Source organism: Altererythrobacter epoxidivorans (genome assembly GCF_001281485.1).
In the GTDB taxonomy this organism is placed as follows: Bacteria; Pseudomonadota; Alphaproteobacteria; order Sphingomonadales; family Sphingomonadaceae; genus Erythrobacter; species Erythrobacter epoxidivorans.
The window spans coordinates 276760-302619 of record NZ_CP012669.1 but is presented as its reverse complement, the minus strand read 5'-3'; the positions used below and the strand labels follow the sequence as shown (position 1 = coordinate 302619).

Here is a 25860-nt window from a genome sequence, read left to right as displayed (position 1 = left end):
CAATGCAATGCAATCATGCAGCAGGCGGGAACATCCGCTCGCTTGATGCGCTCTCTTCCAGAAGGTGGCAACGGGTCGCCGGGTCGAGGATTGGCATCATGGTGAAACAAGCGAAAGGCGGTCGGGCAAAGCTCGGTGCGCTGTCGCGTCCGACCCTGCCAAAGAAATCGGCGTCTATCGGTCATGTCCTGGTCGTCGAAGACGACGCGATCCTCGCGATGACGCTCGAGCAGACCCTCGAAGATGCAGGCGCCGCGGCTGTGACCGTTTGCGCTGCCGCCGACGAAGCGCTCGCATTCCTGCGCGAAAACAAGCCCAAGGTAGTCGTTCTGGATGTGCATCTTGCCGACAGCGACGAGGGCTATGAAATCGCGCAGCTGCTCTCAGCGATCGGCCCCAACCCGCCCAAGATCATCTTTTCGACCGGCAATCCGCAGGACATACCGGAAGACATTGCCAGCATGGGGCCAGTGCTTGAAAAGCCATACGATCCGGCGCGCCTGATCGAACTGGCCAAAGAACCGCCCAAGCGCGGTCTTCTCGGCCTCTTTCGCCGTCCCCGTACCAAAGCCTGATCCTTAGCCCGAAACAAGCATTCGCTTGGTGGCAGCCCTTGCCTCGCTATCGCGCATGTCCCCGAAAGTCTGAGTCCTGCGGCACGGTCGAGGTCGCATTTCAGCGCTGCGAACATCTGACGAAAAAAAGGCCTCCACTCATTTCCTGAGTGGAGGCCTTTCGGGATCGTATCACCAGCCGCTTGGACGGGAGGGGGGTCTCGGCGGTGACAAGGACTAAATGCCCGTCCAGACGCGAAGTTCCCGCCCCTCAAATTTTTTTTCGATTTTTTTCCGATGGCCTGATCCGGCCTTACAAGAACGGTCGTTTTTCGTCCGGTTCATGCGTAAATTTCGCAAAATCGCAGGCCGCTTCCATGTCAGGTACACAAATTTCGCCGGGGGTCCACTCGACCAGTCCCTCGCTGAGCAAAGCGCGCATTGTTCGATTGGTGTGAACCAGTGACAGGCCCAGCATGTCTGCAACTTGTGTCTGCGTGATCGGAATGGTCAGCGTGTTTCCCTTGCCCGCGATTCCGCTCTTTTGCGCGCGATCAACCAGCCAGACGGCGAGATAGACGAGTCGTTCTTTCGCAGTACGCTGCCCCAGCGACACGAGGTGTTCTTCGAGCTGGGTTTCTTCCTTCGCGGCCAGCCACGTGATGTCATAAGCAAGGCGCGGGTGCGAACCGATGAATTCGGGAAAGGTCGAGCGATCGAAAATGCACAGCCGGCTGTCGACGAGGACTTCGACGGCATGGTTCGATGGACCGTCGAATGCGCCCTGCAATCCGATCAGGTCGCCCGGGAACATGAAATTGACGATCTGGCGCCGCCCGTCATCCAGCGAACGGTAGCGGATCAGTACGCCTTCGAGCACGGTGTAGAGGTGCGGACCGGCCTGCCCCTGTTCGAACACCATGCCCCCGCGGGCTATCGCCATCTCACCGCGCTTGAAATCCTGCATGTATTCGAGCTGGCACTCGTCGAGCTCACGCAGCCCGGGACGCCCCTGAAGCGGGCACTTCTTGCAGGGGATGGATTGCGCATGGCGATTCATCTCAACACCCTATCCCTGAACGTGTTTTCGGATCACGCTTCGATCGCCCGTTTGCGCCAAGTCGCCAGCGGTTGTCAAACAGGGCGATAAAGCGCGGCGACAAGGGAACCGATCCCTGAACCGTTCGTTCAACGCGCGTATCCTCACCGGGAAGGGAAATTATGTCTTTAAGCGAAAAAGTTGCCTCCAACCTGCCGTATCTGCGCCGCTATGCTCGCGCACTCACCGGTTCGCAGGCCACAGGCGATGCTTTTGTACGTGCAACTCTCGAAGCGGCTCTGGCCGACAGCGAAGTCAAGGCTTCGCTCGATGGTGGCCGCGTGCCGCTCTATCATGTCTTCAACAAAGTCTGGTCGAGCGCCTACATGGAAGTCGAAAACGCCGGTGATTTCGCAGGCGGTCACGAAGGCGCTGCAAATGCGCGCCTCGGTTCCATCACCCCGCTCAACCGGCAGGCCCTGCTGCTGACGACGCTCGAAGATTTCAGCGTCGCACAGGCGGCCGAAATCATGGATCTTCCAGAGGAAGACGTTCAGGCCCTCGTCCGCGAAGCGATTGAGGAAATCGATCGTGAGTCCGCAACGAGCGTGCTCATCATCGAAGACGAACCGCTCATTTCGATGCAGCTCGAAGACCTGGTCCAGTCGCTGGGCCATCAGGTTTGCGGAACGGCAGCCACCCATACCCAGGCGATGGAAGTGGTGAAGGACAAGACCCCGGGCCTCGTCCTTGCCGACATCCAGCTGGCTGACGGATCGTCCGGCCTCGATGCCGTCGACGACATTCTGGCCATCGGCAGCGTGCCCGTGATCTTCATCACCGCTTATCCCGAACGACTCCTGACGGGCGACCGTCCGGAACCGACCTACCTCGTTACCAAGCCGTTCCAGGAACAGACGGTGCGTACTGCGATCAGCCAGGCGCTGTTCTTCAATTCGAGCCAACCGCTGGGCTGATTGTCAGCTGATAGCTGAAAACAATTGAGCCGGGCCTCGCGGTCCGGCTTTTTTGTATCTGGAATCGGGTGAGCCTGCCGACTGACTGACTAGCGATCAGCTGCTGGTCAGCTTGCCGCCGTATGGATTTGCACGGATGCGGAATTCGCCGCGGGACCGGACCGGAACGCGCAGGACGCAGACAACGCCGTCGCTTTCGAATTTAAGGTCGACCGGATGCTTCAATTCGTGGGCAACGATCTTTTCGATGAGTTCGGTCCCGAAACCGGGTTCGCGCAAGGCAGACACTTCGGGTCCGTGGCTCTCCCGCCATTCGACCTGGACGAGATTTTCGCTCAACAGGTTCCAGTTCACGCTGACGCGACCTTCCTGTGTGCTCAGCGCGCCGTACTTTGCTGCATTGGTCGAAAGTTCGTGGATCGCCATGCCGAGCGATAGCGCATCGTTGGGAGCGAGGTTCACTTCGGGACCAGTCAGCTCGACCTGCCGTTCAGGATCGGCGACATAGGGTGCCAATTCCTCCTCGATGATCGCCCTGACAGGGGTGGTCCCCCATTCTGACTGCGTGAGCAGCGAATGTGTCGCTGAAAGGGCGCGCACGCGCTCTTCCAGACCGTCTGCAAATGTATCCAGGTCATCCGTGCGCCTGCGAGTGAGCGACATGATCGACAGGACATTGGCGAGCGTGTTCTTGACGCGGTGGTTCAGTTCGCGCGCAAGCGAGTTGCGGATCGAGTTCTGCTCCTCGAGCAATTTCATGGCGCGCTCGTCCTCCTTCGCCTGCTGGGTCAGCAGGCGCGCGAGCAGCATCAGGAGGCTCGCCAGAGCAAGGCCGAAGATCAGGGTGATCATCGACATGGTCGACAGCATATTGGCGCGATTGGATTCGATCTCGAGCAGCAGTGGCCGGTTGGCGATGCGGACCTCGCGCCGCAGGATCCGCCCGGTTGAGAAATCCGGGTCATGCGATGCGAGCAGGTTTTCCGGATCGGCCTCCCCATCATAGAGGCGCACGCCGCGACCCCCGAGAGAACCGATTTCGAGGGCGCTTTCGAGGAATTGCTGGGCGTTGAAGGGGCTGTAGATGAAGCCCTTGAGATCGCGGCCCGGCGACGATGTATCGAACACAGGCATGTAGATCAGAAAGCCGGGCGCATCATCGGCGCCCTCTTGCAACAGGACGATCTTGCCCGATGCGGTCGGTCGCACCATCTGCATCGCCTCGTCCATTGCTTCGCGGCGCGTTGGTTCGGAATACATGTCGAAGCCCAGTGCGCGGCGATTGCGCGCGGTATCGGGCTCCAGATAGGTGACGGGGAAATGCATTTCCCCTGAATTGGCCGGGCTGACCTTGATGCCGATCGGAATTTCTTCGGCCATCTTGGCCTCGAAGTCTGGAATCCCGCTCGGCTGCACGGCTGCAGCCCAACCGATGCCATCGGCTCCGCGATATTCGGAATCGAGACGCAGTTCGCTCACGAACCGCCTGAACAGGTCCAGATCGACGTCGTCGACAGTGGCGAAGAGCGCTGCACCTGCGCGCAGGTAGGACGAACTCGTCGCCCCGCGCCGGTCGAGCGCCGAGGACACCGATTGCGCCGCTTCGCGCATCAGTGAATCGTCACGCTGCGCTTCTCCGCGTTCGATCGCAAAGACGCTGAGCGAAGTGATCGCCGTAATTGCCAGGAAAATACCGACGGGAACCGCGCGCGGATATGCGACAAGCCAACGCGTCGTGCGCCCCTCGCGACGTGCTTGCTTGGTCAGAACCTCATCCTCTCGCAACGGGAAACTAAACCCCTACAGGCATGGGAACCAAAGGCGGGGCTTATCGTTCCCCATGAGCCGCCATATTTTCAGGCAGTGCAGAGGGTCGCATTTTTGGAAGATTTATATGCCGAGGGCGTTCAATTACGTATGACTCCCCCCAATAAGAATTCAGAGGATCGTCAGGACGGACGGACCGGGAAACAGGCGAAGCCCCAGGACAAGGATCCTGAATGGGCGGACGGCTTGCGCAAGCTGTACGATTCAGTCGTCGACGAGCCCATCCCCGACGCTTTCAAAGATCTGCTACAACAGTTCGACGAATCGGACTCAGGCAAGAGCCAGGGCAACGGGGCCTAATGGGCGAGAGTAAGCGTACGGCCGCGGAAAAGGCCGATTTCAAGAAGGAATTGACCGAGGTGGTGCCGCACCTTCGCGCCTTCGCGCGCGGTCTTTGCGGTCGCCCCGACATGGCCGACGATCTGGTGCAGGAAACCATGTTGAAAGCATGGGCGGCACAGGAACGGTTTGAGCCCGGCACTTCGATGCGTGCCTGGACCTTCGTGATCCTTCGCAATGCCTATCTTACGGACATGCGGCGCAACCGTTTCCGCGGCGACTATGATGAAGTCGTGGCAGAGCGGATCCTGACCGCTCCCGCCGGACAGGAAGAGCCGATCCACCTGTCGGACATGCACCGCGCATTGCTGACCCTGCCGCCGGAACGCCGCGAGGCGCTGTTGCTGGTCGGGGCTGGAGGCTTCTCCTACGAGGAAGCTGCCAATATCTGCGGCTGCGCCGTGGGTACGATCAAGAGCCGCGTCGGGCGCGCCCGTGCCGCGCTGACTTCGATGCTGCAGGACGGCGACATCCCCCAGCGATCGGTCGAAGATGAAAGCGCCCACCGTGCCATCCTCGAAGAGCTCGATGATGTCGCTGCAGGCCATGGCATCGCGGCTGCCAAGAACTGAACCCAAAAGTCGACCATTGCGCCACACCAGCGCAGCAAATTTTCGTGCCGGGATCAGGCCTCTTGCCCTGGGCCCGGCACCTAGCCAAATTGCCTTGCGATGAGCGCTGAATCACCCGATCCGACACAGGCACCCGCTTCGGGTCGGCGCGCAGCTTTTGCCGAGCAGGAGCTGCGCCTGATCTCGGCGCTCGTGCTGATCCTCGGCCTCGGACTGTTCCTCGCGCTTCCTTTCGTGCTTTCGATCGGCTCGGTCGTATTCCTGCCGCTCGTCACGGCGATCATCCTGACGATCATGCTGAGTCCCTTGGCAGACAGGTTCGCGCAGTTCGGCCTGCCTAACGTTCTGGCCTCTCTCGGTGCCCTTCTGGTCTTCCTGGCCATCGTCATGCTAGCCCTTGCACTGGTGCTCCAGCCGGCTGTCGCGCTGTTTGACGAATTGCCGGCAATGGCAGACCGTGTCGGCGAACGGTTCGGCGAATTGCGCGACCAGTTCGCCTGGCTCGCCGTCCTCAACCGCGAGCTCGGCAATCTGATGGGGCAGTCTGGAACGACACAGGTCGTGCTCGCAAGCCCGAGCGTGCTGGAGCAGCTCGCCTTCGCCACGCCGAGCGTGTTGATCGAAACGCTGCTGACGATCCTGATGGCGTTTTTCATGATCGAGGCACGTGTTCGTTTGCGCCGCCACCTTTTATTCGATCGCGAGAATTTCGGCTCTTCGGTCAAGGCTGCCCGCGTCATGCGCGAAGTGCAGGACCGGGTCGCCGCCTATATCCTCACGGTGGCATGGATCAACGCAGGGGTCGGCGTCATCGTCGCGACCGGTGCCTGGCTGCTGGGTGTGGACGCACCGGTCATGTGGGGCGGCCTGGCCGCCATCCTCAACTTCGTCCCCTATATCGGTCCGCTGGCCATGACGGTGGTCCTCGCCCTGTTCGGCATTGGCACCACTGAAACGCTGATCCTGGGGCTGGTCCCTGCAGCCGCCTATCTCGGCCTGCATACGATCGAATCCAACATCTTCACCCCGTCGATCCTCGGTGCCCGTTTCACCATGAACCCGGTGATGATCCTGATTGCGCTCAGCTATTTCTCATGGGTCTGGGGCGTTTTCGGCGCGCTGCTATCTGTTCCGATCCTGCTGACTTTGACAGCGTTCTTCGACCATGTCGGACGCCCCAATTTGATCGGTTTTGTTTTCGGTGAACCGCTGTTCAAGACCAACTTGCTCGGTATCGGTCATGACGAGGGCGAAGGGCAGCAGGCGGGATGATCGCACTTGCCGCTAGCATGTAATGAAAAGCCCGCCTGCCACACGGCAGACGGGCCTTCGTATCCTGAACCGGATCGAGTTATCTGATCAGGGATATTCCCAAGTCGTTCCACGCGCCAGATTTTCGGACGCGAACTTCCAGTTGAGCTTGCCGTCCACGACAGCATCCAGATAGGCCGGACGCTTGTTCTGGTGGTCGAGGTAGTAGGCGTGTTCCCACACGTCGATGGTCAGCAGCGGATTGAAATCGCTATCGGCCAGCGTGTCGCCGTCGTGCGTTTCCTCGATCGACAGCTTGCCGCCCTTCTCGGCCAACCAGACCCAGCCGCTGGCGAAGTGGCCTGCGCCGCGGTCCTTTAGCTGCTTTTTCAGCTCGTCGAGCGAACCGAAAGCATCGTCGATCATCGACTTGAGCTCATCGCTCGGGCTGCCGCCATCGGGTGCCATCGAATGCCAGTAGAAGCCGTGATTCCAGCTCTGGGCCGAGTTGTTGAACAGGCCCTGGTTTGAACCACGGGCAGCCGCAATGACGTCCTGCAGCGACTTGTCGGCATGTTCCGTGCCTTCGATCGCAGCGTTGGTCTTGTCGATATAGGCCTGGTGGTGCTTGCCGTGGTGGTACGACAGAGTTTCAGCCGAAACGGCCGGATCCAGGGCATCGTCGGCATAGGGGAGAGGCATCAGTTCGAAAGCCATGAGAGCTCCATATTTCTAGTTTTGGCAGAATTCCGTACGATCAACGCACGAAGGGATGAAAAGTTGCATCGCGTCAGCCCTCGGCACCGGTATTGACGCGGTCGACCACGGAAGCAACTGCGACGTTCATCGTCACATTGCCGACCGTGCGCATGATGTCCGGCAGCATTTCGACTGCCACCAACAGGGCGAGCGGCTCGATTGGTATGCCCATGGCCATCGCGATAGGCCCGACCGACACCACGAAACTGATCGAGCCGGGCAGACTGACTGAACCGATGGAAATGATGATGGCAACCGCGATCCCGGCTGCAAGGATCGCCGGATTGAGTTCCACCCCGGCGAGATGCGCGACATAGATCGCCACCGCCAGGTTCATCGCCGGGCTGGTGGCGCGGAACACGGCGACAGCCAGCGGCAGCACGAATTCAGCCGTGCTGTTGCGCAGGCCAAGGCGGCCCGAACTGTCGAGCATGGCGGGAAGACTGGCGAGTGAGCTCTGCGTCGAAAGGGCGACCGCCTGCGACGACATGACGGACCGCGCGAAGGTAAGCAATCCGATCCCGCCCAACAGCCATGCCACGAGATAGGCGACCAGCAAGACGACCCCGCCCATGGCAGAAACGACCAGGATGTAATGGCCAAGGGCGGTGAATGCCCCCGTCCCGCTTGTCGCAGCAACGCCAAGGGCAAGTGCGAACACGCCGATAGGGGCGAGGAACAGCACCCATCCGATCACCACAAGCATCGCGTTTGCGGTCGCGTGGAAGAAACCGAGCAGGTTCATCCGCTGGGTATCGGGCAAGCGCGTCAGGGCGACGGCAAAGGCTGCAAAGAAGATCGTGAGCGGCAAGGTCGAGGTCTCTGCCGCGGCAGCGATAATATTGGGCGCGACGAGAGACGTCACGAAATCGGCAAGACCCGGCAGGACCTGCTCGCCATCGGGAGCGGTGCCGAGCAATCCATTCGCCGAAGCAGGGATGGGAAACGCCGCCAGCAGCATCGGCATGAGAACAGCGGTGATCAGGCCCGAAAGGATCAGCACACCGAACACAAGGAGCACGAAACGTCTCGCGGCAGCGCCTGCCCGGGCAGCCGCCGTCATCTGCACGATGCCGAGGACCAGAAGGCTGGCGACCAGCGGAATGATCGTCATCTGCAAGGCACGCAGCCACAGCGTTCCCACTGGGGCTGATATGCCGACTATGGTTTCGATGGCCGCCGTATTCGACAGCACGAGTCCCAGGACGAGGCCGGCGACAAGCGCGGCAAAGGTCCATGCGATCGGCAACCTGATGGTGACGAGTTCGAAACGATCTGCTGCCGGCTGCGTCAAAACTGAACCCTTCCCCTTCCCTTTGCCCGATAACCACGCCAGAAGCCGCTGACAATCGGCACGTTATTTAAACGGGAGCGCAAGCCGCAATCATGTCACGCAAGTTTTTCGGTACCGACGGGATCAGAGGGCGCACCAACAAGGGTGTCATGACCGCTGCCACCGCCATGCGGGTCGGGCAGGCTGCCGGGGCACATTTCCTGCGCGGTTCGCACCGGCATCGCGTCGTCATCGGCAAGGACACGCGCCTTTCGGGCTATATGATGGAAAGCGCGCTGGTCGCCGGGTTCACAAGCGTGGGCATGGATGTCATCATGACCGGCCCCCTTCCTACCCCTGCAATCGCACTGCTGACCCGCGAGATGCGCGCCGATCTTGGCGTGATGATTTCGGCCAGCCACAATCCTTACGAAGACAACGGCATCAAGCTGTTCGGCCCCGACGGCTTCAAGCTCTCGGACGAGGATGAGCTGGCAATCGAGGCATTGCTCGAAACCGAACCCCAGCTTGTCGATGCGCCCCGTATTGGCCGTGCAAGGCGGATCGAGGATGCACGGGGCCGCTACATCCACGCGGTAAAGCAGTCCGTCGGCAGCGACATCCGCTTCGACAACCTAAAAGTCGTCGTCGATTGCGCCCACGGCGCGGCATACCAGGTCGCACCTTCCGCAATCTGGGAATTGGGCGCCGAAGTGATCACGCTCGGCGTCAATCCGAACGGTACCAACATCAACGACAATGTCGGGTCGACCGCAATCGGAGCGCTCCAGGCCAAAGTGGTCGAAGAAGGCGCGGACATCGGCATCGCGCTCGATGGCGATGCCGATCGGCTGATCGTCGTCGATGAGAAGGGCCAGGCTGTCGATGGCGACCAGCTGATGGCCCTGATTGCGACGCGAATGGCGGAAAAAGGGGCGCTGACAGGCGGCGGGGTCGTCGCAACGGTGATGTCGAACCTTGGCCTCGAACGCTATCTCGCGTCGCAGAACCTTACGCTCGAGCGCACCAAGGTGGGTGACCGCCATGTCCTCGAGCGCATGAAGGAGGGTGGTTTCAATGTCGGCGGTGAACAGTCGGGTCACATGATCCTGCTCGACCACGCGACCACCGGCGACGGCACCGTTGCCGCCCTTCGCGTACTGGCCAGCCTGGTGCGTTCGGGCAAACCGGCAAGCGAGCTGATGCACCTGTTCGATCCTGTACCGCAGCTGTTGAAGAACGTTCGCTACGAAGGCGGCCAACCGCTCGAAAACGAGACAGTCAAATCGGTCATCGCAGAAGCGGAGAAGGAACTGGAAGGTCGCGGCAGGCTGGTCATCCGCCCTTCGGGAACCGAGCCGGTCATTCGCGTGATGGCGGAAGGCGACGACGAGGCGCAAGTCGAGGCCGTCGTCGACCGGATATGCGCCGCTGTAAAGGATGCCGTGTGATGCTGGAAATGCGCCCCGATTGCGAACGCTGCGGCACCGACTTACCGGCAGAGGCGCCCGGCGCCTTCATCTGCAGTTTCGAGTGCACCTATTGCGCCGAGTGTGCGGATGCCCTCGATGATGCCTGCCCCAATTGTGGTGGCGAACTGATGGACCGTCCGACGCGGGCGAAGAAATTGCACGAGAAATTCCCGCCTTCGACCGAGCGGAAGTTCAAGGGGTGAAGCAACCGCCGCGTATTCTTTCGATCGCCGGTTCGGACAGTTCGGGCGGCGCCGGTATCCAGGCCGATATCAAAACGATCACCATGCTGGGTGGCTATGCGATGACGGCAATTACTGCCGTGACCGCACAGAATACGGTCGGCGTGCAGGCGATCACGCCCTTGTCGGGTCCCTTCGTCGGACAGCAGATCGCATCATGCGTCGAAGACATCGGCGTCGATGCGATCAAGATCGGAATGCTTCATGACGAAGCCATCGTAGGCGAGGTATTTGCCGCGCTCGAACAGATCGATCCGGCCATACCCGTGGTGCTCGACCCGGTGATGATCTCAACATCCGGCGCAGCGCTGATCGCGCCCGACACCGTCGCAATGCTGCGTGACCTGCTGTTTCCTCGCGCAACGCTGATCACGCCGAACCTGCCCGAGCTTGAACACCTTTACGGGAAGACGCTCGGAACACTCGCGCTGATGCAGGAAGCTGCATACGAACTCGCCCAGACCCACGACACCTGGGTCCTCGCCAAGGGCGGGCACACCGACGATCAACGCATTATCGACTCGCTACTGGGCCCTGGCGATGCGCGGGCCGTGTCGTTCAACCATGCGCGGATCGACACACCCCATACCCACGGCACCGGATGCACGCTGTCATCCGCCATTGCGACATTGCTCGCGCATGGCCAGCCGATCGAGCATGCCGTCAGGCTGGCCCGGCAGTTCGTCTATACGGCGATCGAGCTTGCCCCCGGCTTTGGCGAAGGCAATGGCCCGCTAGGTCACCAGGCGGTGCGCCGCCTGGACTGAATTCAGCATTTAAGTTCGTAGAAATCGGCGACGTGGCACCATGCCTCGTCAGCCGTTTCGCACCAGTGGAACAGCTCGAGGTCCTTCTTCGAGATCGTGCCTTCTTCGGCAAAAGCTTCGAAGTCGATGACGCGATTCCAGAAATCCTTGCCGAACAGCAGGATCGGAATGCGCTTCATCTTGCCGGTCTGGATCAGCGTCAGCAGCTCGAAGAATTCGTCGAACGTGCCGAAGCCGCCCGGGAAGACCGCGACCGCCCGTGCGCGCAGCAGGAAATGCATCTTCCTCAGCGCGAAGTAGTGGAACTGGAAGCTGAGATAGGGCGTCACGTAGGTGTTCGGCGCCTGCTCGTGCGGGAGCACGATATTGAGGCCGATCGATTCTGCCCCGGCGTCGCTCGCGCCGCGGTTACCCGCTTCCATGATCGACGGTCCGCCGCCCGTGGTGACGACGAACTGGCGTTCTCCGTTTTCGATGATCGACTTCTCGCTCACCATGCGGGCGAGCTTGTATGCCTCGTCGTAATACTTGGCCTTCGCAGCAAGGTTCTGCGCGACCTTCTGCTCGTATTCCCCTTCGTTCTTCGAAGCTTCGACACGTGCTTCTGCCTCTTCGGGCGAAGGGATGCGAGCCGAGCCATACATGACGAAGGTCGAGCCGATGCGCGCTTCGTCGAGAAGCATTTCGGGCTTCAGCAGTTCAAGCTGGAAGCGAACCGGGCGCAATTCGTCGCGCAGGATAAAATCGGTGTCGCGGAACGCCAGCTTGTAGGCCGGGTGCTGCGTCTGAGGGGTTTCGTGCGGACCGGCGTCGGAGAACGCGGCTTCCTGCTTGGCACGGTAGAATTTGCGGTCGGTAAGTTCGTGATCTGGATGTTTTTCGTTCATTGCTCCGGCACTAGGCGCGAGCGGTAAACACGGCAAGTCACCTTCTGCATTGCGGCAAACCCAACCCTTCCATAAGCTTGCCAGTGGAGAGAGGGAGGCAGTGTTTGGCAGAATTCCCGACAAGACCCGAAGAGGTCACGCCGACATGGATAACCGAAGCGCTCGATTACAGCGGGGATGCCGCTATCGAGCAGGTATCGTGGCAACCCATCGGGACCGGACAGGTCGGCGACAGCGCACGTTTCGCACTGGAATGGAGCGACCCCGGCACATTGCCCGCGACCTTGGCCGGCAAGTTTCCGGCGGCAGACGAAACGAGCAGGAACACTGCCGCACTCTTCGGGCTCTACAGGAAGGAAGTCGAATTCTACCGCGATTTCGCGCCGCGCCTCGATGTTCGCGTGCCAAGGACCCATGCAGCATGCGTCGATGACGAGGGGCGCGATTTCATCCTGCTGTTCGAAGATCTCGGACCGGCACGGGGCGGCAACCAGCTGGAAAGCTGCACGCTGGAAGAGGCACGTCACGCCGTCCGTCAAGCTGCTGCGCTACATGGACCCAGCTGGAATAATGTCGCCATGCTGGAGGCCGGATGGATCCAGCCTCCACCCGACCTCGGATCGCAAATCGCGGCACTCTACCCGCAGGCCCACGCCATTTGGCAGGAACGCTATGGCGACCTGCTCGAACCGGAACTGATGCAGGTCTGCAATGAACTGGCCGAGAATTGCGATCTCTGGTTCCATCGCGGTGACCCACCGCAATGCATCATCCATGGCGACTTCCGGCTGGACAACATGCTGTTCGATATCAGGGATGGCGCCGAACCCATCGCGATCCTCGACTGGCAGACCGTGGCGACCGGGAACGCGATGACCGATATCGGATATTTCCTGGGTTGCGGTATCGGCGACGATCTTCGCCGCGCTCACGAAACCGAATTGCTAGATCTCTATCGCGCCGAAATGGACGCGCGCGGCGTCACATTCGACGATGCTGAGTTCTGGCAAGATTACAGGATCGGCGCGCTGCACGGCGCATCGACCGCCGTCTTCAGCGCCGCGTTCGTCGAGCGCACGGAACGCGGAGACCGGAACTTCCTGTCGATGGCGCGCGGAGCATGCGCGCTCGCGCTGGAGCATGGCTCGATAGCGGCACTCAAGGAGCGATATTGAAATGGTACTTTCCAGAGGCGACGAATACCCCCTGCACCAGACCAGCGAGCCGGTCGCCTACTCTGGCACAGACCGCAATTTCTACGACCGGTATTTCTTCAACGGATATGCCCCAGACGGCAGCGAGTTCTTTGCGGCAGCGTTCGGCGTGTATCCGCACCTCGACGTCGCCGACGCACACTTCAGCATCATCAGGGATGGCGTCCAGCACAACCTCCATGCCAGCTGCGAAATGGGCATGGAGCGCATGGCGCTGCGTTGTGGTCCCATTTCAATCGAAGTGATCGAACCGCTCAACCGGTTACGGCTGATCGTCGATGAGACCGACGGCATATCTGCCGAAATCACCTTTACCGGACGGGCATTCCCGATCGAGGAACCGCGCTTCATCCACCGCATCGGCACGCGGGCGTTCATGGACTACACGCGGATGACCCAGAACGGCCATTACGAAGGCTGGATCAGCGTCGATGGCGTCAGGCGGGAAATCGCATCGGGCACTGCCGGAACACGGGACCGGAGCTGGGGCGTAAGGCCGATCGGCGAACGCGACCCGCAGGCAATTCCCGGCGCGCCCATGCCCGCCTTCTTCTGGCAGTGGACCCCGATCAATTTTCCCTCGTCCTCCCTGTTCTTCCATCTGAACGCCGATACCGGGGGACACCCCTGGAATACCCGGGCTGCATTTGCGCGCGACGGTTCGAACGACGACCGGATCGCCGAGGGCCACGGCGTGATGAGTTCTGCGCTCCAGCAGGGCACCCGCTGGCCCGAGGATGGGACGATCGAACTCGATGTAGAGGGTGCGCCCGACAGCGTGACCCTCGAACCGCTCGGCCGTTTCCAGATGAAGGGCCTGGGCTATACGCACCCCAAGTGGGGACACGGACTGCATCATGGCGCGCTGGAGATCGAACGCGAGGATTACGTGCTCGCCGATCTCGATCCGCTCGATCCCTCGAACCTGCATGTCCAGCTGATCTGCAAGGTTGTGGCCAGCGACGGGCAGGAAGGGATCGGCGTATTCGAACAGCTGATCCTGGGGCCGTATGGGCCGCTCGGGCTTACAGCCATGTTCGACGGCGGCTAGGCACGCCTGCACCGGCCGGCACAATTTACAGATATGGAGGTTTTGGATGCCCCGTGAGGATTCGAACCTCAATTGACGGAGTCAGAGTCCGTAGTCTTACCATTAGACGACGGGGCAACGGGCCCTCGCGACCGCTTCCGGTCCGCTTGGGCGAGGCGTGCATCTAGTTTCGTGCAGCCATAAGGTCAAGGCCGCGATGACAGCTGCAGGAACGCAAACTTGCGAGTAGCCCCACTTGCGACTAACATCGGTACCAAGTCCTCGCGTCACGATGGCGCGAGAGGAAAAGAAAGTACTGATTATGGCGGATTATTCTCCGCCGGACGCCAAACGTAGGGCTGGCGGAAAAAGGAACGGCAAGTCCGGCAAGGTAGCCGATTTTCGCTACAAACGTTCCTCGCAGCCCGGCAAGAATCGCCAAGGCACCCAGGACAAGGGGGCCGGCCGCGAATCTGCACGCACAGACCACCCGCACCGCAAATCCAGACGCGATTCGAAGCCGGACGGGCAAAACCCGCAGCGCATCGACCCGATCGTGCAGCGCACCGGCCCGCATCCGCGCCAGGCCTATGCCGCGCTCGATCTTGGCACGAACAACTGCCGCCTGCTGATCGCGCGGCCATCGGGCGATGGCTTCACGGTTATCGACGCCTTCAGCCGCGTGGTAAAACTTGGCGAAGGGCTCGCCAATTCGGGCAGGCTTTCGGATGCCGCGATGGATCGCACACTCAGCGCGCTTTCGATCTGCGCGGAGAAACTGCGCCGCCGCAACGTTTTCCTGGCAAGGTCCGTCGCGACCGAAGCGTGTCGCCGAGCCGCCAACGGTCCGGCATTCATCGAGCGCGTGCGGCAGGAAACCGGTATCGCGCTGGACATCATCAGCGCAGAGGAAGAAGCCCGTCTCGCGGTGCTTGGTTGCCATATCCTGCTCGAACAGGGTGAAGGTCCGGCGATAATCTTCGACATCGGTGGCGGCTCCACCGAGCTCGTGCTGCTCGAACAAGGTGGCAGGGTCCCGCGCATCCTCGACTGGCTCAGCGTGCCGTGGGGCGTCGTTTCGCTTACCGACACCGTGGGCCGCAGCGAAGGCGATGAGGCTGCCCGCGTCGAGCGGTTTGCAAGAATGCGCGAGATCGTCAGCGAGAGCTTCGCGCCTTTTGCCGAACGTATTGCAGAGGCATCCAAGCAAGCTGATATCCGCCTGCTGGGCACGAGCGGCACGGTGACCACCCTTGCCAGCCTGCATCTTGAATTGCCGCATTACGACCGCAAGGCTGTCGACGGGCTGATCGTCCCCGCTCATGCTATGCGCGGCATTTGTCAGCGCCTGTCCGGCATGTCACAGGCAGAGCGTGGGGAGCTGCCCTGTATCGGACACGACCGGTCAGAACTGGTCGTCGCCGGTTGCGCCATCCTCGAATCGATCCTCGACATCTGGCCGGCTGAACGGCTGGGCGTTGCCGATCGCGGCATTCGCGAGGGCATCCTGCGGAGCCTGATGGCTTCCGAACTTCAGCGCCCGATCCCGGCGGAGCAACAATCATGAGCCGGTCCGGCCGCAATCCCGACAAGCGCGTCAAGACTGCCAAGCGCAGGACAGCCTCGTCGACCCGCTGGCTGGAGCGGCAGCTAAACGACCCCTACGTCAAGCAGGCCAAGGCCGAAGGTTATCGCAGCCGTGCGGCCTACAAGCTGATCGAGCTCGACGACAAATTCAGCCTGATCAAGGGATCGAAGCGCGTGGTCGATCTGGGAATCGCGCCAGGCGGCTGGAGCCAGGTGGTGCGAAAACTCGCGCCCAAGGCGTCTGTCGTCGGTATTGACCTGCTCCCGACCGACCCGATCGAAGGTGTCACCATCCTGCAGATGGATTTCATGGACGATGCGGCGCCGGAAGCGCTGCAAGCGGGCCTGGATGGCGCGCCCGATCTCGTCATATCGGACATGGCGGCCAACACCGTCGGCCACAAGCAGACCGATCACCTGCGCACGATGGGCCTCGTCGAGGCGGCAGCATGGTTCGCGATCGAGAACCTTGAGAAAGGCGGGGCATTCGTCGCCAAGGTACTAGCCGGCGGTACCGACCAGGACCTGCTGACGCTGCTCAAGAAGAATTTTGCCAGCGTCAAACACGCTAAACCACCCGCAAGCCGTAAGGGTTCGTCCGAGTGGTATGTGATAGCCCAGAAATTCAAAGGGCGGGACTAAGCCCGCCCTTTCAACTGTAAATTTCAGCGGCTGATCAGCCTGCCGGCGGAGCGTCCGCTGCCGTTCCAGCTTCGACCGCTTCTTCCGTCACCAGTTCGGCTTCGGCGCTTGCTTCGGCATCGACAGGTTCACCCTCTGCAGCCTCATCCGCAACCGGTGCGGTATATTCAGGCACGGCGAGGTTCGAACCGTTTTCGTTGAGATAGAGAGCAACCGAAGCACGATCTTCGATCTTGCTGAGGCCGGCGAAGCTCATCTTCGTGCCGCTGGCAAATGCCTTCGGGCTCTTGAGCCATTCGTTCATGGTTTCCCAATCCCACACGCCGCCATGTTCGGACAGGGCCGAGCTGTAAGCGAAGCCTGCGGCATGCTTGCCAACCGGCTTGCCCATGATGCCGTAGAGATTCGGACCGATACCGTCAGCGCCGCCCTGGTTGATGGTGTGACATGCGGTGCACTTGGCGAAAATCTTTTCGCCCGCAGCAGCCGAAACGCCTTCCATGTTCAGCGCCTGTGCCATCGTGACTTCGGCAGCGCCGCCGCCAGCTTCGTCGCCACCTTCGATGACAAAGCCGGGAGCTTCCAGTTCCTCGTGCCCGTCGGCATGGAAGTACATACCGCTCAGGATCGAGAGGCCCAGCGCGATGATGCCGGAGAACAGGATCCAGCCGGCTGCAGTGTTGAAACGATCGTCCATGGTCAGATTTGATCCGCGATTGACTGTTACGCAATTGGGCGCCGCTCTAGTCGCGCCTGACGCAAGGTGCAAGGGCGATGCGCGCATCTTCTGTTGCAAGCGGGGCAACAAGGCTTGCGGGCGCCCCTCAGCGGGGATAGCAGCATCGCCATGCACAGCTTTCCCGCGCCAGCCCAGGCCATGGTCGACTCCATGCGCGAATCCGCCTCTGCAGATCCCTCACGCGCAATCGCGTTCCAGGGGTCGCCAGGCGCCAATTCGCATCGTGCCGCGCTGGAAGCCTGCCCCGATTGCCTGCCGCTGCCCTGCTTCAGCTTTGCCGACGCGCTGGAAGCGGTGAAAACCGGACGGGCGGGATCGGCCATCATCCCGATCGAGAATTCGCAGCACGGTCGTGTCGCCGATATTCACTTCCTTTTGCCCGAAAGCGGCCTGTCGATCGTCGGCGAATTCTTCATGCCGATCGACCATGCCCTGATGGGCGTCGGCAAGGGACCGTTCGAAGCGGCCTACAGTCACCCGCAGGCGCTGGGCCAGTCGCGCCACTTCCTGCGCGAACGCGGTATCGTGCCGATGAGTTATGCCGATACGGCAGGCGCTGCCGCATTCGTCGCCGAAAAGGGCGATCCCACGATTGCCGCGATTTCCCCACCGATTGCCGCCGAACTCTATGGCCTCGAAATCATCGAGGAACATGTCCAGGATTCGCCGGACAACATGACGCGCTTCGTCATCCTTGCGAAAGAAGCCAACGACCCGGCCCTGTTCGAAGGCGAAGATGCGATCACGACTTTCATCTTCGAGGTGAAGAACATCCCTGCCGCGCTGTACAAGGCGATGGGCGGATTCGCGACCAATGCAGTGAACATGACCAAGCTGGAAAGCTACCAGCAGGGCGCAAGCTTCGCCGCGACCATGTTCTATGCCGACATCATCGGCGCGCCGGGCGATCCGGCAGTCGATCGTGCGCTGGAGGAACTGGCGTTCCACTGCAAGGAGCTTCGCATCTTGGGAACTTACAGGCAGGCGCGTCCACGCGGCTGACAAGTCGTTGATCGCTTGGCGTAAGTGGTTGCGCCACGAACGCTCACGTGTCACCAACCATGCGATGGCGACGGGTTCGACGGTAGGGGCGCAAACAGCAGGCGCAGCGGATAGCGCCGGTGCGTGGCGCGAACTGCAATCCCACGACGAAATCCAATTCGCCCCACTCGAAATTCCCGAGGTCCCACCGCCCGAACCGACTTGGTTCGACAGGCTGATTGCCCAACTCGCCGATTTTTTCGCGCCTGTTGGCCGCTTCATCGCCGAAAGCTGGCCGGTCTTGCGTTGGGTCCTGCTCGCCGCTTTCATCGCGGCGGTCGCGTGGTTCCTCTATCGCACGTTCGGTCCGCAAGGGGTTCGGTCGAGTTCGGTCGAAGAAGACGAACTGGAAGCTTGGCGTCCGGACGAGAAAGCCAGCATCGCCCTGCTCGAGGAGGCGGACAGGCTGGCGGCAGAGGGACGCTACGACGAGGCGACGCACTTACTCCTCAAGCGCAGCGTCGGCCATATTGCCGACGCGCATCCCGGCTGGGTCGAACCATCAAGTACCGCCCGCGAACTGGCGACACTGGATCTGTTGTCCGATGCCGCCCGCGGTGCATTCGGCACTATTGCGGAACGGGTCGAGCGCAGCCTGTTCGCGCTGCGCACCCTCGACAGCAACGACTGGCAGGTCGCCCGCGAAGCTTACGCGAGCTTCGCGCTCGTCAGGCTGGAAAGGCGCACGTCATGAGCAGGTCCGGCAACTCGCCCTTCTCGCTGAGGACGGTCCTTGCGCTGGTCGTATTTGGCGCCATCGCCTTTCTTGCGCTGCTCTATTTCATCGGCGCGGGCGATACCGAGCGACAGGGCAATGACGGGCGATCCCACGCTGCATCGAACGGCCTCAACGGCTATTCCGCTTTTGCCAAACTGCTCGAGCTCAAGGGGTTCGACGTCAACCTTTCGCGGTCCCCCAGCGGTCTCGACACATACGACCTCCTGATCCTCACACCGCCGACCTTCACCGACGCCGAAGAGATCGGGGACATCCTGGAAAAGCGGGAAAACCTCGGGCCGACCATCGTCATCCTTCCGAAATGGTACGCGACCCGCTTCCCCGAGAACCTGCCCAAGAAGGTAGCGGACAAGCTGGAGCGCAAGCCGGAAGAAGGCTGGGTCGTCTTGCAAGGGACGGCTGCGCCCGACTGGACCGCAGACCTACCCGAACCATACGCTTTCGACACAACAGAACATGACGAGGGTGGATCGAAACGGCTCAGCTGGTCCGGCATGGGGCTGAGCGGCAAGCTTCCGGAACCTCAGTCGCAGGTCGCCTCGCAGACGAGCGAGCACGAGACCCTCGCCACCGACAGCGGGGGCGGCGTACTGGCGCTGTCGGTGCTGGGAGAGGAAGACAGCGACTATTACAACAATGCCCACTGGACGATCTTCATCGTCGAGCCGGATCTGGTGAACAATTACGGCATGGCCCGACCGGAAAATGCCGAGTTCGCCATGGCAATCGTCGAATATGTCGCCAATGGTGATGCCTATTCGGTCACGTTCGACCTGACGCAGAGCGGTTTCGGCGGAGAAACCAACCTCCTGACCCTCGCCTTCACGCCGCCTTTCCTCGCTGCCACGCTGTGCCTGCTGCTGGCGCTGATCGTGGTGGGATGGCGCGCCTTCATGCGATTCGGACCAGCCATCGCGCAAGAACCCGCGATCGCCTTCGGGAAACAGCGCCTCATCGCAAACGGCGCCGGGCTGATCCTGCGCGCCCGGCGGTATCGCCTGCTCGCCGAACCCTATGTTTCGCTGGTCGCGCGCCGGCTTCAGGCCCGGCTTGGCCTGACGCGTGCAGACGCGGGCGCAATCGACCTCGCCATGCAGCGCAGGCTTCCCGACGAAGAACCCTTTTCACGTCGCGCCGCCGCATTGCGCCGCGCGCGTCGTCCATCAGAAATCCTCGCCGCAGCTGCGGCCCTCAAAGATATCGAGAGGAAATTGAAGCAATGAGCACACCTGAGGTCATGAGCCTGGCCGACCTGCGCGCGCTCGCCGGAAAGATCCGTGCCGAAGTGACCAAGGCCATTATCGGGCAGGACGAGATGGTCGACCTGTTGCTGGTTGCCATGGTCAGCGAAGGGCACGTCCTGCTCGAAGGCCCTCCGGGAACCGCAAAGACCTTCCTTGCGCAAAGTTTTGCGACCGCGCTCGGACTCGATTTCGGGCGTATCCAGTTTACGCCAGACCTGCTGCCGGGCGATATTCTCGGCTCGAACCTTTTCAACTTCCAGACCAGCCAGTTCACGCTGACGCGCGGCCCGATCTTCTGCGAGCTCCTGCTGGCCGACGAGATCAACCGCACGCCGCCAAAGACACAAGCCGCCCTGCTCGAAGCGATGCAGGAACGCCGGGTTACGCTCGACGGTGAAACTCATGCGCTGTCCGATCGCTTCTTGGTCCTGGCGACCCAGAATCCGATCGAGAACCAGGGGGTCTATCCGCTGCCCGAAGCACAGCTGGACCGTTTCCTGTTCAAGCTGCTGGTGCCCTATCCCGGCGAGCGCGAGGAAGCCGCCATTGTTGCCCGATACGGCCAGAGGCAGGGCCCACCCCGCCCGGCAGATCTTGGTGTCGAGGCAGTGACTGACAGCGCGACGCTTTCGCAAATCTCGGCAGCCGTGTCGCAGGTCACTGTGGCCGAAGAAATCGTCGATTACGTCGTCCGGCTCGTGCGTGCCACCCGCGACCATGCGGAACTTTCGGTCGGTGCCAGTCCGCGTGCGGCCGTGCTGATCGCCAATGCCGCAAGGGCCCGCGCCGCGCTCGACGGACGCGACTATGTGATTCCGGACGATGTGAAAGCGCTGGCGGTTCCGACCCTGCGCCACCGCCTGACCCTCAGCCCCGCAGCCGAAATCGAAGGCCGCGATCTCGAAAGCCTCGTCTCCGAACTGGTCGAAAGTACCGAGGCACCACGCTGATCCGATGAAGCTGCCGGCTATCCCACAGCTGCCAATCGTGCCGACCGAGCGCTCCGCATGGATTGCGGCAGCCGCTGCGCCGGTCGCGCTGCTGGTGGCTGCAACGGCACCCGGATCGTGGATCATCGCGCCTGCCGCACTGTTGGCGTTCCTGCTGGTCGCCCTCCTCGACGGCTTGATTGCCGGGCGACTGGCCTCGTGGCAATTGCTTGCTCCGGCGGATGCCGAGGTGGGAGAGCCGACGCCGATTACGCTGGTTGCAGACCTTGGTGGCCGGATGGCGGGCAGTGTCGATGGTGCGGTTGAGTTCGATCCGCGCCTGGGCGACGGGGGGCGTGCGTCGATCGCCCTCACTCCGCACGACGGCGTCTATCGCGGCATCCACCTAGCCCGCCCGACGCGCCGGGGTACCGCGACAATCAGCCGCGTATGGCTAAGGTGGAACGGTCCGCTGGGCCTTGCCGCAAGGCAGGTGACATACGAGGTCGATCGCTCGGTTCGGATCTGGCCCGATCTCAGCCCGGTCAGGTCGAAAGATCTCCAGACATATCTGCGCGACGCCCAGTTCGGCCTCATCGCGCGCCGCATCCGCGGGGAAGGTACGCAATTCGAAGCCTTGAGCGAATACGAGCCGGGCATGGATCGCCGGCGCATCGACTGGAAGGCGAGCGCCCGCCACACACGCCTCTATGCTCGCGAGAACGAAAGCGAGCGTAACAACCAGATCGTTTTCGCCTTCGACTGTGGGCAGGCCATGTGCGAGCCGGTCGATGGCCTTCCGCGTATCGACAGGGCGGTTTCTGCCGCCCTCACCTGCGCCTATGTCGCGCTCAAGGGCGGTGACCGCGTGTCGCTGTTCGGCTTTGCCCAGCGTCCCGAAGTCAGCACACCATTTATCGGTGACAGCCGCGCGTTCCACCGCCTGCAAAGCGCCGCTGCCGGCCTCGACTACCACTCGACGGAATCGAATTTCACCCTGGCCCTGGCAACCCTGACCGCCAAACTGCAGCGCCGCTCGCTGATCGTCCTGTTCTCAGATTTCACCGATCCGACCGCCGCCGAAATCATGGTGGAGAGCGTAGGGCGACTGGTCGACAAACACCTCGTCCTGTTCGTCACGATCGCCGACAGCGAGATTGAGGAGGCAACCTCGCAAGCGCCGAGCGATCTTGCGGTCATGGCCCGCAGCGTCACTGCCGAAACGCTCGGGAAACAGCGTGCCATCGTGCTCCAGCGCCTGAGGCGGCTGGGCGTCGATGTGATCGAGGCACCGTGGGAGCAGATCGGATACCAACTCATCGATCGTTATTTCGCGATCAAGCGGAGCGAGGCGATCGGATGAAGGCCCCCGTTATCTCCAGCTGGTTCAGAACGGGTGACGTAACCGCGCCGCCTGATATCGAGAGTGCCGCGCTGCGGTCCGACCGTTTCCGGCTGGAGCGGGAAGGCGACTGGCGCAGGCTCGAGGACATCCTCAGCCGGATGGAGCGTGGATCGCTGCGCCGTATCACCGACGAAGAACTGCTCGAGCTACCGACCCTCTATCGCACCGCCGCATCGAGCCTTTCGGTTGCCCGCGAAACGTCGCTCGATCGTGCCACCCTCGACTACCTTGAATCGCTCGTCCAGCGCGCCTGGTTCCAGGTCTATGGTCCGCGGCAGGGCCTGTTTACCTGGCTGCGCGGCTTCTTCCTCGGCGGGTGGAGCCGGGCAGTGCGTGAAATCTGGCTCGACGTGTGCATCGCACTGTTTGCAATGGTTGCAGGCACAATCGTCGGCTGGCTGCTCGTCTCGCGCGAAACCGAATGGTATTACCGGCTGGTCCCGACGCAGTTCCTCGACACACGCGTACCCGGGGCAAGCCGCGAGGAATTGCTGCAGTCGCTATCCGTGCAGGAAAACGCGCAAGGGCTGTCGACATTCGCCGCCTCGCTGTTCAGCAACAATGCCGGGGTCGCCATCATGGCGTTTGCCCTGGGCTTCGCCTTCGGTATCCCGTCGATCCTGCTCCTCATTCACAACATGGCCGTGCTCGGCGCGATGATGTGGCTGTTTGCAGGCCAGGGGCTGGAGCTGAATTTCGCCGCATGGCTATCGGTCCACGGAACGACAGAGCTGTTCGCGATCCTTCTGGCAGGGGCGGCGGGCCTGCACATCGGCCGCTCTATGGCCTTTCCCGGAAATCGCTCCGTGCTCGATGCGGCCTCTGAGTCCGGTCGCCGGTCGGCGCTGGTCATGACGGGCGTCGTCATCATGATGGTGGTCGCAGCTTTCCTCGAAGCTTTTCCCCGCCAGCTGATCGGCGGGATGGGTGAACGCTTCGCAATCGGCGGGACGTTGCTGGTTTTCTGGGTAATTTACTTCTTCGTCTTCAACCCGCCTGACCGTGGCGGTGCAGAATGAGTGCGGCCTCCCCCGTCCTGAAGCATCGCGGCGACCGTCGGCGCCAGATGGTCACACCCGAAGGCGTGACCGTACCGATCACGGTGGCGTCGAGAGGTGCGAGGTTCGGTGCACTGACGCTGGATTTCCTGTTCCTTTTCCTCGGCCTCATCATCTTCAATGCCCTGATGGCGTGGATATTCGGCGGGATCATCGACACCATCGTAACCGGCGTCGACGACCAGGTTACAGGCGCTGCCGAGTTCATCTTCATCGTCTATGTGATCGTGCTGTTCCTCGTCCGCTACGCTTATTTTCTCTTTTTCGAGCTGGGACCGAGGGGGGCCACACCGGGCAAGCATATAACCGGCATTCGGGTTGCGGCGCGCGATGGCGGCAGGTTGACCGCAGAGGCCGTGATTGCGCGCAACCTGCTGCGCGACATCGAGCTGTTCATGCCGCTCATTTTCATCATGGTCGCACCGAGCGGCGAGATGGGAAATGCGGGATATGCCGGGCTCGCCTGGTTTCTTATGTTCATGGCCTTCCCGTTCTTCAACAAAGATGCCCTGCGGGCAGGTGACGTGATCGCCGGTACCTGGGTCGTCGAGGCACCGCGCGCGAAATTGGCCGACACGCTGTCGACGACGGTGGCCGCCAGCGGCGCGAGCGAAATCACCGGCACGCGCTACGAATTCGGCGAAGCCGAGCTATCGGTTTACGGAGAGCATGAACTGCAAACGCTCGAGCGTGTCCTTCGCGATGACCAGCCCGATGCGATTGCGGCGGTTCACGAGACCATCTGTCGCAAGATCGGATGGGATCCCGGCGCTGGCGACGAACGGGCTTTCCTCGAAGCATTCTATGCGCAGTTACGGGCAAGGCTCGAAGGTGATATGCGTTTCGGCAAGCGGAAAAGGGACAAGTTCTCATGATCGGCACATACCGGATCGAAAAGGGGGATCTAGGCGATGCGGAAGTCCGCGCACTGCTGCAATTGCACCTCGATGAAATGCACCAGTGGTCGCCGCCCGAAAGCGTGCACGCGATGCCTGCCGAGCGGCTCGCCCATCCCGACGTGACTTTTTTTGTCGCATGGGATGGCGATGTCCTCGCCGCCGTTGGCGCGATCAAGGAACTGGATCGGAATCGCGGAGAACTGAAGTCGATGCGGGCGAGCCCCGCATATCGCGGGAAAGGTGCAGGGAAAGCCCTTCTGCATCACCTGTTCGATGTCGCAAGGGAACGCGGATATCGATGGATCGGACTGGAAACGGGAACGCCCGAGGCGTTCCAGCCTGCCCGCCAGCTCTATCTCAGCCATGGCTTCGCACAGTGCGAGCCTTTCGGCGATTACGTCGCCGACGATTTCAGCGTCTGCATGGAGATGGAATTGGCATGATCGGACGCCGCGCCGTACTTGGTGGTATAGGCCTGTCGGGGCTCTCCGCATGTGTCCCCATCGACCAGAGCCCGCTTGGCCGGATCAATGCGAAACTGCGGATCATCGAGGCGGCTTCAGGTGGAACGCTCGGCGTCGCTATGTATAAGACGCTGACCGGGGCGACCGCCGGCCTCAACCGTTTCGAACGTTTCGGCCACTGCTCTTCCTTCAAGCTGTCGCTCGCTGCCATGCTCCTTTCGAAGGACGCTAGCGGGGCGATCGACGCCGAAGAATTGGTGCGATGGACGAAGGACGACCTTCTTTCCCATGCTCCCTTCACGACCGAGCGGCTCGGCCAAGGTGCCACGTTGCGAGAGCTCGCCAGGGCAGCCCAGGTCCTGAGCGACAACACGGCGACCAACCTGCTGCTGCAGCGGCTCGGTGGACCCGAGGGGATGACGGCGTTCTGGCGCGAAATTGGCGATGTCAGCAGCCGGCTGGACAGGATGGAGCCTGAATTGAACAATGTGCCTGCCGGCGAGGTGCGCGATACGACCACGCCGGACAGCATGGTCCGTACCGTCGCAAGATTGCTGTTCGGGAACGTACTTGACCGTGACAACCGGGCGACCTTGCTGAAGTGGACGGTCGATACAGCAACCGGTCTTCAGCGTGTCCGCGCCGGATTGCCATCGGATTGGAGTGCGGGCGACAAGACGGGCACGTCGCACTGGCCGGGAATGCAGCCGCTCTATGTAGATATCGGCTGGGTGGAACCTGCAGGGCATCCACCGACGTGTTTCGCAGTTTACCACCATACCAAGGATGGCCCGGAAACAACCACGCGGGCAAACCTCGTAATGCAGCAGGTCGGTGAGGTTATCGCCGATTTCGCCACGGCCTGATCGCGATCCGATCACGCGTGGAGGGGACGCGAACGCCCCCTCGC

At 61.7% G+C, this 25860-nt stretch carries 27 protein-coding genes and 1 tRNA gene; 21 read left to right on the top strand and 7 right to left on the bottom strand.

Annotated elements, in window-relative coordinates; genetic code table 11:
• The first annotated feature begins 98 nt into the window (after nt 1-98).
• Nucleotides 99-575 carry a response regulator gene (locus tag AMC99_RS01530; RefSeq protein WP_083440040.1) on the top strand — a complete coding sequence of 159 codons (477 nt, stop codon included), beginning with the start codon at nt 99-101 and terminating at the stop codon, nt 573-575.
• A 292-nt stretch (nt 576-867) separates the two neighbouring features.
• Here the strand turns inward: AMC99_RS01530 and AMC99_RS01525 are convergent, their stop codons facing one another.
• A complete protein-coding gene (locus tag AMC99_RS01525) occupies nt 868-1614 on the bottom strand; it encodes a Crp/Fnr family transcriptional regulator (protein WP_061921904.1) in 747 nt (248 codons plus the stop codon).
• Nucleotides 1615-1775: 161 nt separating this feature from the next.
• Between AMC99_RS01525 and AMC99_RS01520 the strand changes: the two genes are divergently transcribed.
• Nucleotides 1776-2570 carry a response regulator gene (locus tag AMC99_RS01520; RefSeq protein ID WP_061921901.1) on the top strand — a complete coding sequence of 265 codons (795 nt, stop codon included), beginning with the start codon at nt 1776-1778 and terminating at the stop codon, nt 2568-2570.
• 96 nt (nt 2571-2666) lie between these two features.
• On the opposite strand, the gene AMC99_RS01515 is transcribed toward AMC99_RS01520, so the two are convergent.
• A complete protein-coding gene (locus AMC99_RS01515; protein WP_198143557.1) occupies nt 2667-4355 on the bottom strand; it encodes a CHASE domain-containing protein in 1689 nt (562 codons plus the stop codon).
• Nucleotides 4356-4451: 96 nt separating this feature from the next.
• Here AMC99_RS01515 and AMC99_RS01510 point away from each other — a divergent pair, with 96 nt between their 5' ends.
• The 3 genes from AMC99_RS01510 (at nt 4452) to AMC99_RS01500 (ending at nt 6580) form a co-directional block, all read left to right on the top strand.
• Entirely contained in the window at nt 4452-4697 is a 246-nt protein-coding gene (locus AMC99_RS01510; RefSeq protein ID WP_157058226.1) for a NepR family anti-sigma factor, read from the top strand.
• Nucleotides 4697-5308, top strand: a complete 612-nt coding sequence (locus AMC99_RS01505; RefSeq protein ID WP_061921898.1) for a sigma-70 family RNA polymerase sigma factor — start codon at nt 4697-4699, stop codon at nt 5306-5308. Before AMC99_RS01510 ends, AMC99_RS01505 begins: the two co-directional genes overlap by 1 nt.
• Nucleotides 5309-5407: 99 nt before the next feature.
• Complete coding sequence (locus AMC99_RS01500; RefSeq protein ID WP_061921895.1) at nt 5408-6580, top strand: AI-2E family transporter; 1173 nt, start codon at nt 5408-5410, stop codon at nt 6578-6580.
• Nucleotides 6581-6667: 87 nt separating this feature from the next.
• Here the strand turns inward: AMC99_RS01500 and AMC99_RS01495 are convergent, their stop codons facing one another.
• A complete protein-coding gene (locus AMC99_RS01495; protein ID WP_061921892.1) occupies nt 6668-7276 on the bottom strand; it encodes a superoxide dismutase in 609 nt (202 codons plus the stop codon).
• Between the two features lie 73 nt (nt 7277-7349).
• Entirely contained in the window at nt 7350-8612 is a 1263-nt protein-coding gene (locus AMC99_RS01490) for a dicarboxylate/amino acid:cation symporter (RefSeq protein ID WP_061921889.1), read from the bottom strand.
• 92 nt (nt 8613-8704) lie between these two features.
• On the opposite strand from AMC99_RS01490, the gene glmM reads away from it, so the two are divergent.
• The 3 genes from glmM to thiD are packed head-to-tail and all read left to right on the top strand — an operon-like array spanning nt 8705 to nt 11072.
• On the top strand, nt 8705-10042 hold the full coding sequence (gene glmM, locus AMC99_RS01485; protein WP_061921886.1) for a phosphoglucosamine mutase: 1338 nt from the start codon (nt 8705-8707) through the stop codon (nt 10040-10042).
• Nucleotides 10042-10266, top strand: a complete 225-nt coding sequence (locus AMC99_RS01480) for a DUF1272 domain-containing protein (RefSeq protein WP_061921883.1) — start codon at nt 10042-10044, stop codon at nt 10264-10266. Before glmM ends, AMC99_RS01480 begins: the two co-directional genes overlap by 1 nt.
• On the top strand, nt 10263-11072 hold the full coding sequence (gene thiD, locus AMC99_RS01475; protein WP_061921880.1) for a bifunctional hydroxymethylpyrimidine kinase/phosphomethylpyrimidine kinase: 810 nt from the start codon (nt 10263-10265) through the stop codon (nt 11070-11072). Before AMC99_RS01480 ends, thiD begins: the two co-directional genes overlap by 4 nt.
• Before the next feature lie 2 nt (nt 11073-11074).
• On the opposite strand, the gene AMC99_RS01470 is transcribed toward thiD, so the two are convergent.
• Nucleotides 11075-11959: an LOG family protein gene (locus tag AMC99_RS01470; RefSeq protein ID WP_061921877.1), complete on the bottom strand. Its 885-nt coding sequence runs from the start codon at nt 11957-11959 to the stop codon at nt 11075-11077.
• Nucleotides 11960-12063: 104 nt separating this feature from the next.
• Between AMC99_RS01470 and AMC99_RS01465 the strand changes: the two genes are divergently transcribed.
• Entirely contained in the window at nt 12064-13134 is a 1071-nt protein-coding gene (locus tag AMC99_RS01465; RefSeq protein ID WP_061921875.1) for a phosphotransferase family protein, read from the top strand.
• Nucleotide 13135: 1 nt separating this feature from the next.
• Nucleotides 13136-14224, top strand: coding sequence for an Rv3169 family protein (locus AMC99_RS01460; protein WP_061921872.1), 1089 nt, complete (start codon nt 13136-13138; stop codon nt 14222-14224).
• 43 nt (nt 14225-14267) lie between these two features.
• Here the strand turns inward: AMC99_RS01460 and AMC99_RS01455 are convergent.
• A tRNA-Gln gene (locus tag AMC99_RS01455) sits at nt 14268-14341 on the bottom strand.
• Between the two features lie 184 nt (nt 14342-14525).
• Here AMC99_RS01455 and AMC99_RS01450 point away from each other — a divergent pair.
• Both AMC99_RS01450 and AMC99_RS01445 read left to right on the top strand, forming a co-directional pair.
• Complete coding sequence (locus AMC99_RS01450; RefSeq protein ID WP_061921869.1) at nt 14526-15770, top strand: Ppx/GppA phosphatase family protein; 1245 nt, start codon at nt 14526-14528, stop codon at nt 15768-15770.
• Nucleotides 15767-16432, top strand: a complete 666-nt coding sequence (locus AMC99_RS01445) for an RlmE family RNA methyltransferase (protein ID WP_061921866.1) — start codon at nt 15767-15769, stop codon at nt 16430-16432. Before AMC99_RS01450 ends, AMC99_RS01445 begins: the two co-directional genes overlap by 4 nt.
• Before the next feature lie 34 nt (nt 16433-16466).
• Here the strand turns inward: AMC99_RS01445 and AMC99_RS01440 are convergent, their stop codons facing one another.
• Nucleotides 16467-17129 carry a c-type cytochrome gene (locus AMC99_RS01440; RefSeq protein ID WP_061921864.1) on the bottom strand — a complete coding sequence of 221 codons (663 nt, stop codon included), beginning with the start codon at nt 17127-17129 and terminating at the stop codon, nt 16467-16469.
• 150 nt (nt 17130-17279) lie between these two features.
• Between AMC99_RS01440 and AMC99_RS01435 the strand changes: the two genes are divergently transcribed.
• The 9 genes from AMC99_RS01435 (at nt 17280) to bla (ending at nt 25816) form a co-directional block, all read left to right on the top strand.
• Nucleotides 17280-18173 carry a prephenate dehydratase gene (locus tag AMC99_RS01435; RefSeq protein WP_061921861.1) on the top strand — a complete coding sequence of 298 codons (894 nt, stop codon included), beginning with the start codon at nt 17280-17282 and terminating at the stop codon, nt 18171-18173.
• Between the two features lie 64 nt (nt 18174-18237).
• Nucleotides 18238-18906 carry a hypothetical protein gene (locus AMC99_RS01430; RefSeq protein ID WP_061927522.1) on the top strand — a complete coding sequence of 223 codons (669 nt, stop codon included), beginning with the start codon at nt 18238-18240 and terminating at the stop codon, nt 18904-18906.
• On the top strand, nt 18903-20174 hold the full coding sequence (locus tag AMC99_RS01425; protein WP_061921858.1) for a DUF4350 domain-containing protein: 1272 nt from the start codon (nt 18903-18905) through the stop codon (nt 20172-20174). The genes AMC99_RS01430 and AMC99_RS01425 overlap by 4 nt, the downstream gene beginning before the upstream one ends.
• The gene (locus AMC99_RS01420; RefSeq protein WP_061921855.1) at nt 20171-21145 is read left to right on the top strand and encodes an AAA family ATPase; all 975 of its coding nucleotides are present in this window, start codon (nt 20171-20173) and stop codon (nt 21143-21145) included. Before AMC99_RS01425 ends, AMC99_RS01420 begins: the two co-directional genes overlap by 4 nt.
• A gap of 4 nt (nt 21146-21149) precedes the next feature.
• Nucleotides 21150-22487: a DUF58 domain-containing protein gene (locus AMC99_RS01415; protein WP_061921852.1), complete on the top strand. Its 1338-nt coding sequence runs from the start codon at nt 21150-21152 to the stop codon at nt 22485-22487.
• The gene (locus AMC99_RS01410) at nt 22484-23548 is read left to right on the top strand and encodes a stage II sporulation protein M (protein WP_061921849.1); all 1065 of its coding nucleotides are present in this window, start codon (nt 22484-22486) and stop codon (nt 23546-23548) included. The genes AMC99_RS01415 and AMC99_RS01410 overlap by 4 nt, the downstream gene beginning before the upstream one ends.
• Nucleotides 23545-24462 (top strand): RDD family protein, encoded by a 918-nt coding sequence (locus tag AMC99_RS01405; protein WP_061921847.1) that lies wholly within the window; start codon nt 23545-23547, stop codon nt 24460-24462. Before AMC99_RS01410 ends, AMC99_RS01405 begins: the two co-directional genes overlap by 4 nt.
• Nucleotides 24459-24929, top strand: a complete 471-nt coding sequence (locus AMC99_RS01400) for a GNAT family N-acetyltransferase (protein ID WP_061921844.1) — start codon at nt 24459-24461, stop codon at nt 24927-24929. Before AMC99_RS01405 ends, AMC99_RS01400 begins: the two co-directional genes overlap by 4 nt.
• Nucleotides 24926-25816 (top strand): class A beta-lactamase, encoded by an 891-nt coding sequence (bla, locus tag AMC99_RS01395; protein ID WP_061921841.1) that lies wholly within the window; start codon nt 24926-24928, stop codon nt 25814-25816. Before AMC99_RS01400 ends, bla begins: the two co-directional genes overlap by 4 nt.
• Nucleotides 25817-25860 lie beyond the last annotated feature (44 nt).

Coding starts and splice junctions, on each gene's coding strand:
- AMC99_RS01530 (WP_083440040.1), top strand. CDS start 99: ATGGTGAAACAAGCGAAAGGCGGTCGGGCAAAGCTCGGTGCGCTGTCG.
- AMC99_RS01525 (WP_061921904.1), bottom strand. CDS start 1,614: ATGAATCGCCATGCGCAATCCATCCCCTGCAAGAAGTGCCCGCTTCAG.
- AMC99_RS01520 (WP_061921901.1), top strand. CDS start 1,776: ATGTCTTTAAGCGAAAAAGTTGCCTCCAACCTGCCGTATCTGCGCCGC.
- AMC99_RS01505 (WP_061921898.1), top strand. CDS start 4,697: ATGGGCGAGAGTAAGCGTACGGCCGCGGAAAAGGCCGATTTCAAGAAG.
- AMC99_RS01500 (WP_061921895.1), top strand. CDS start 5,408: ATGAGCGCTGAATCACCCGATCCGACACAGGCACCCGCTTCGGGTCGG.
- AMC99_RS01495 (WP_061921892.1), bottom strand. CDS start 7,276: ATGGCTTTCGAACTGATGCCTCTCCCCTATGCCGACGATGCCCTGGAT.
- glmM (WP_061921886.1), top strand. CDS start 8,705: ATGTCACGCAAGTTTTTCGGTACCGACGGGATCAGAGGGCGCACCAAC.
- AMC99_RS01480 (WP_061921883.1), top strand. CDS start 10,042: ATGCTGGAAATGCGCCCCGATTGCGAACGCTGCGGCACCGACTTACCG.
- AMC99_RS01470 (WP_061921877.1), bottom strand. CDS start 11,959: ATGAACGAAAAACATCCAGATCACGAACTTACCGACCGCAAATTCTAC.
- AMC99_RS01460 (WP_061921872.1), top strand. CDS start 13,136: ATGGTACTTTCCAGAGGCGACGAATACCCCCTGCACCAGACCAGCGAG.
- AMC99_RS01450 (WP_061921869.1), top strand. CDS start 14,526: ATGGCGGATTATTCTCCGCCGGACGCCAAACGTAGGGCTGGCGGAAAA.
- AMC99_RS01445 (WP_061921866.1), top strand. CDS start 15,767: ATGAGCCGGTCCGGCCGCAATCCCGACAAGCGCGTCAAGACTGCCAAG.
- AMC99_RS01440 (WP_061921864.1), bottom strand. CDS start 17,129: ATGGACGATCGTTTCAACACTGCAGCCGGCTGGATCCTGTTCTCCGGC.
- AMC99_RS01435 (WP_061921861.1), top strand. CDS start 17,280: ATGCACAGCTTTCCCGCGCCAGCCCAGGCCATGGTCGACTCCATGCGC.
- AMC99_RS01430 (WP_061927522.1), top strand. CDS start 18,238: ATGGCGACGGGTTCGACGGTAGGGGCGCAAACAGCAGGCGCAGCGGAT.
- AMC99_RS01425 (WP_061921858.1), top strand. CDS start 18,903: ATGAGCAGGTCCGGCAACTCGCCCTTCTCGCTGAGGACGGTCCTTGCG.
- AMC99_RS01420 (WP_061921855.1), top strand. CDS start 20,171: ATGAGCACACCTGAGGTCATGAGCCTGGCCGACCTGCGCGCGCTCGCC.
- AMC99_RS01415 (WP_061921852.1), top strand. CDS start 21,150: ATGAAGCTGCCGGCTATCCCACAGCTGCCAATCGTGCCGACCGAGCGC.
- AMC99_RS01410 (WP_061921849.1), top strand. CDS start 22,484: ATGAAGGCCCCCGTTATCTCCAGCTGGTTCAGAACGGGTGACGTAACC.
- AMC99_RS01405 (WP_061921847.1), top strand. CDS start 23,545: ATGAGTGCGGCCTCCCCCGTCCTGAAGCATCGCGGCGACCGTCGGCGC.
- AMC99_RS01400 (WP_061921844.1), top strand. CDS start 24,459: ATGATCGGCACATACCGGATCGAAAAGGGGGATCTAGGCGATGCGGAA.
- bla (WP_061921841.1), top strand. CDS start 24,926: ATGATCGGACGCCGCGCCGTACTTGGTGGTATAGGCCTGTCGGGGCTC.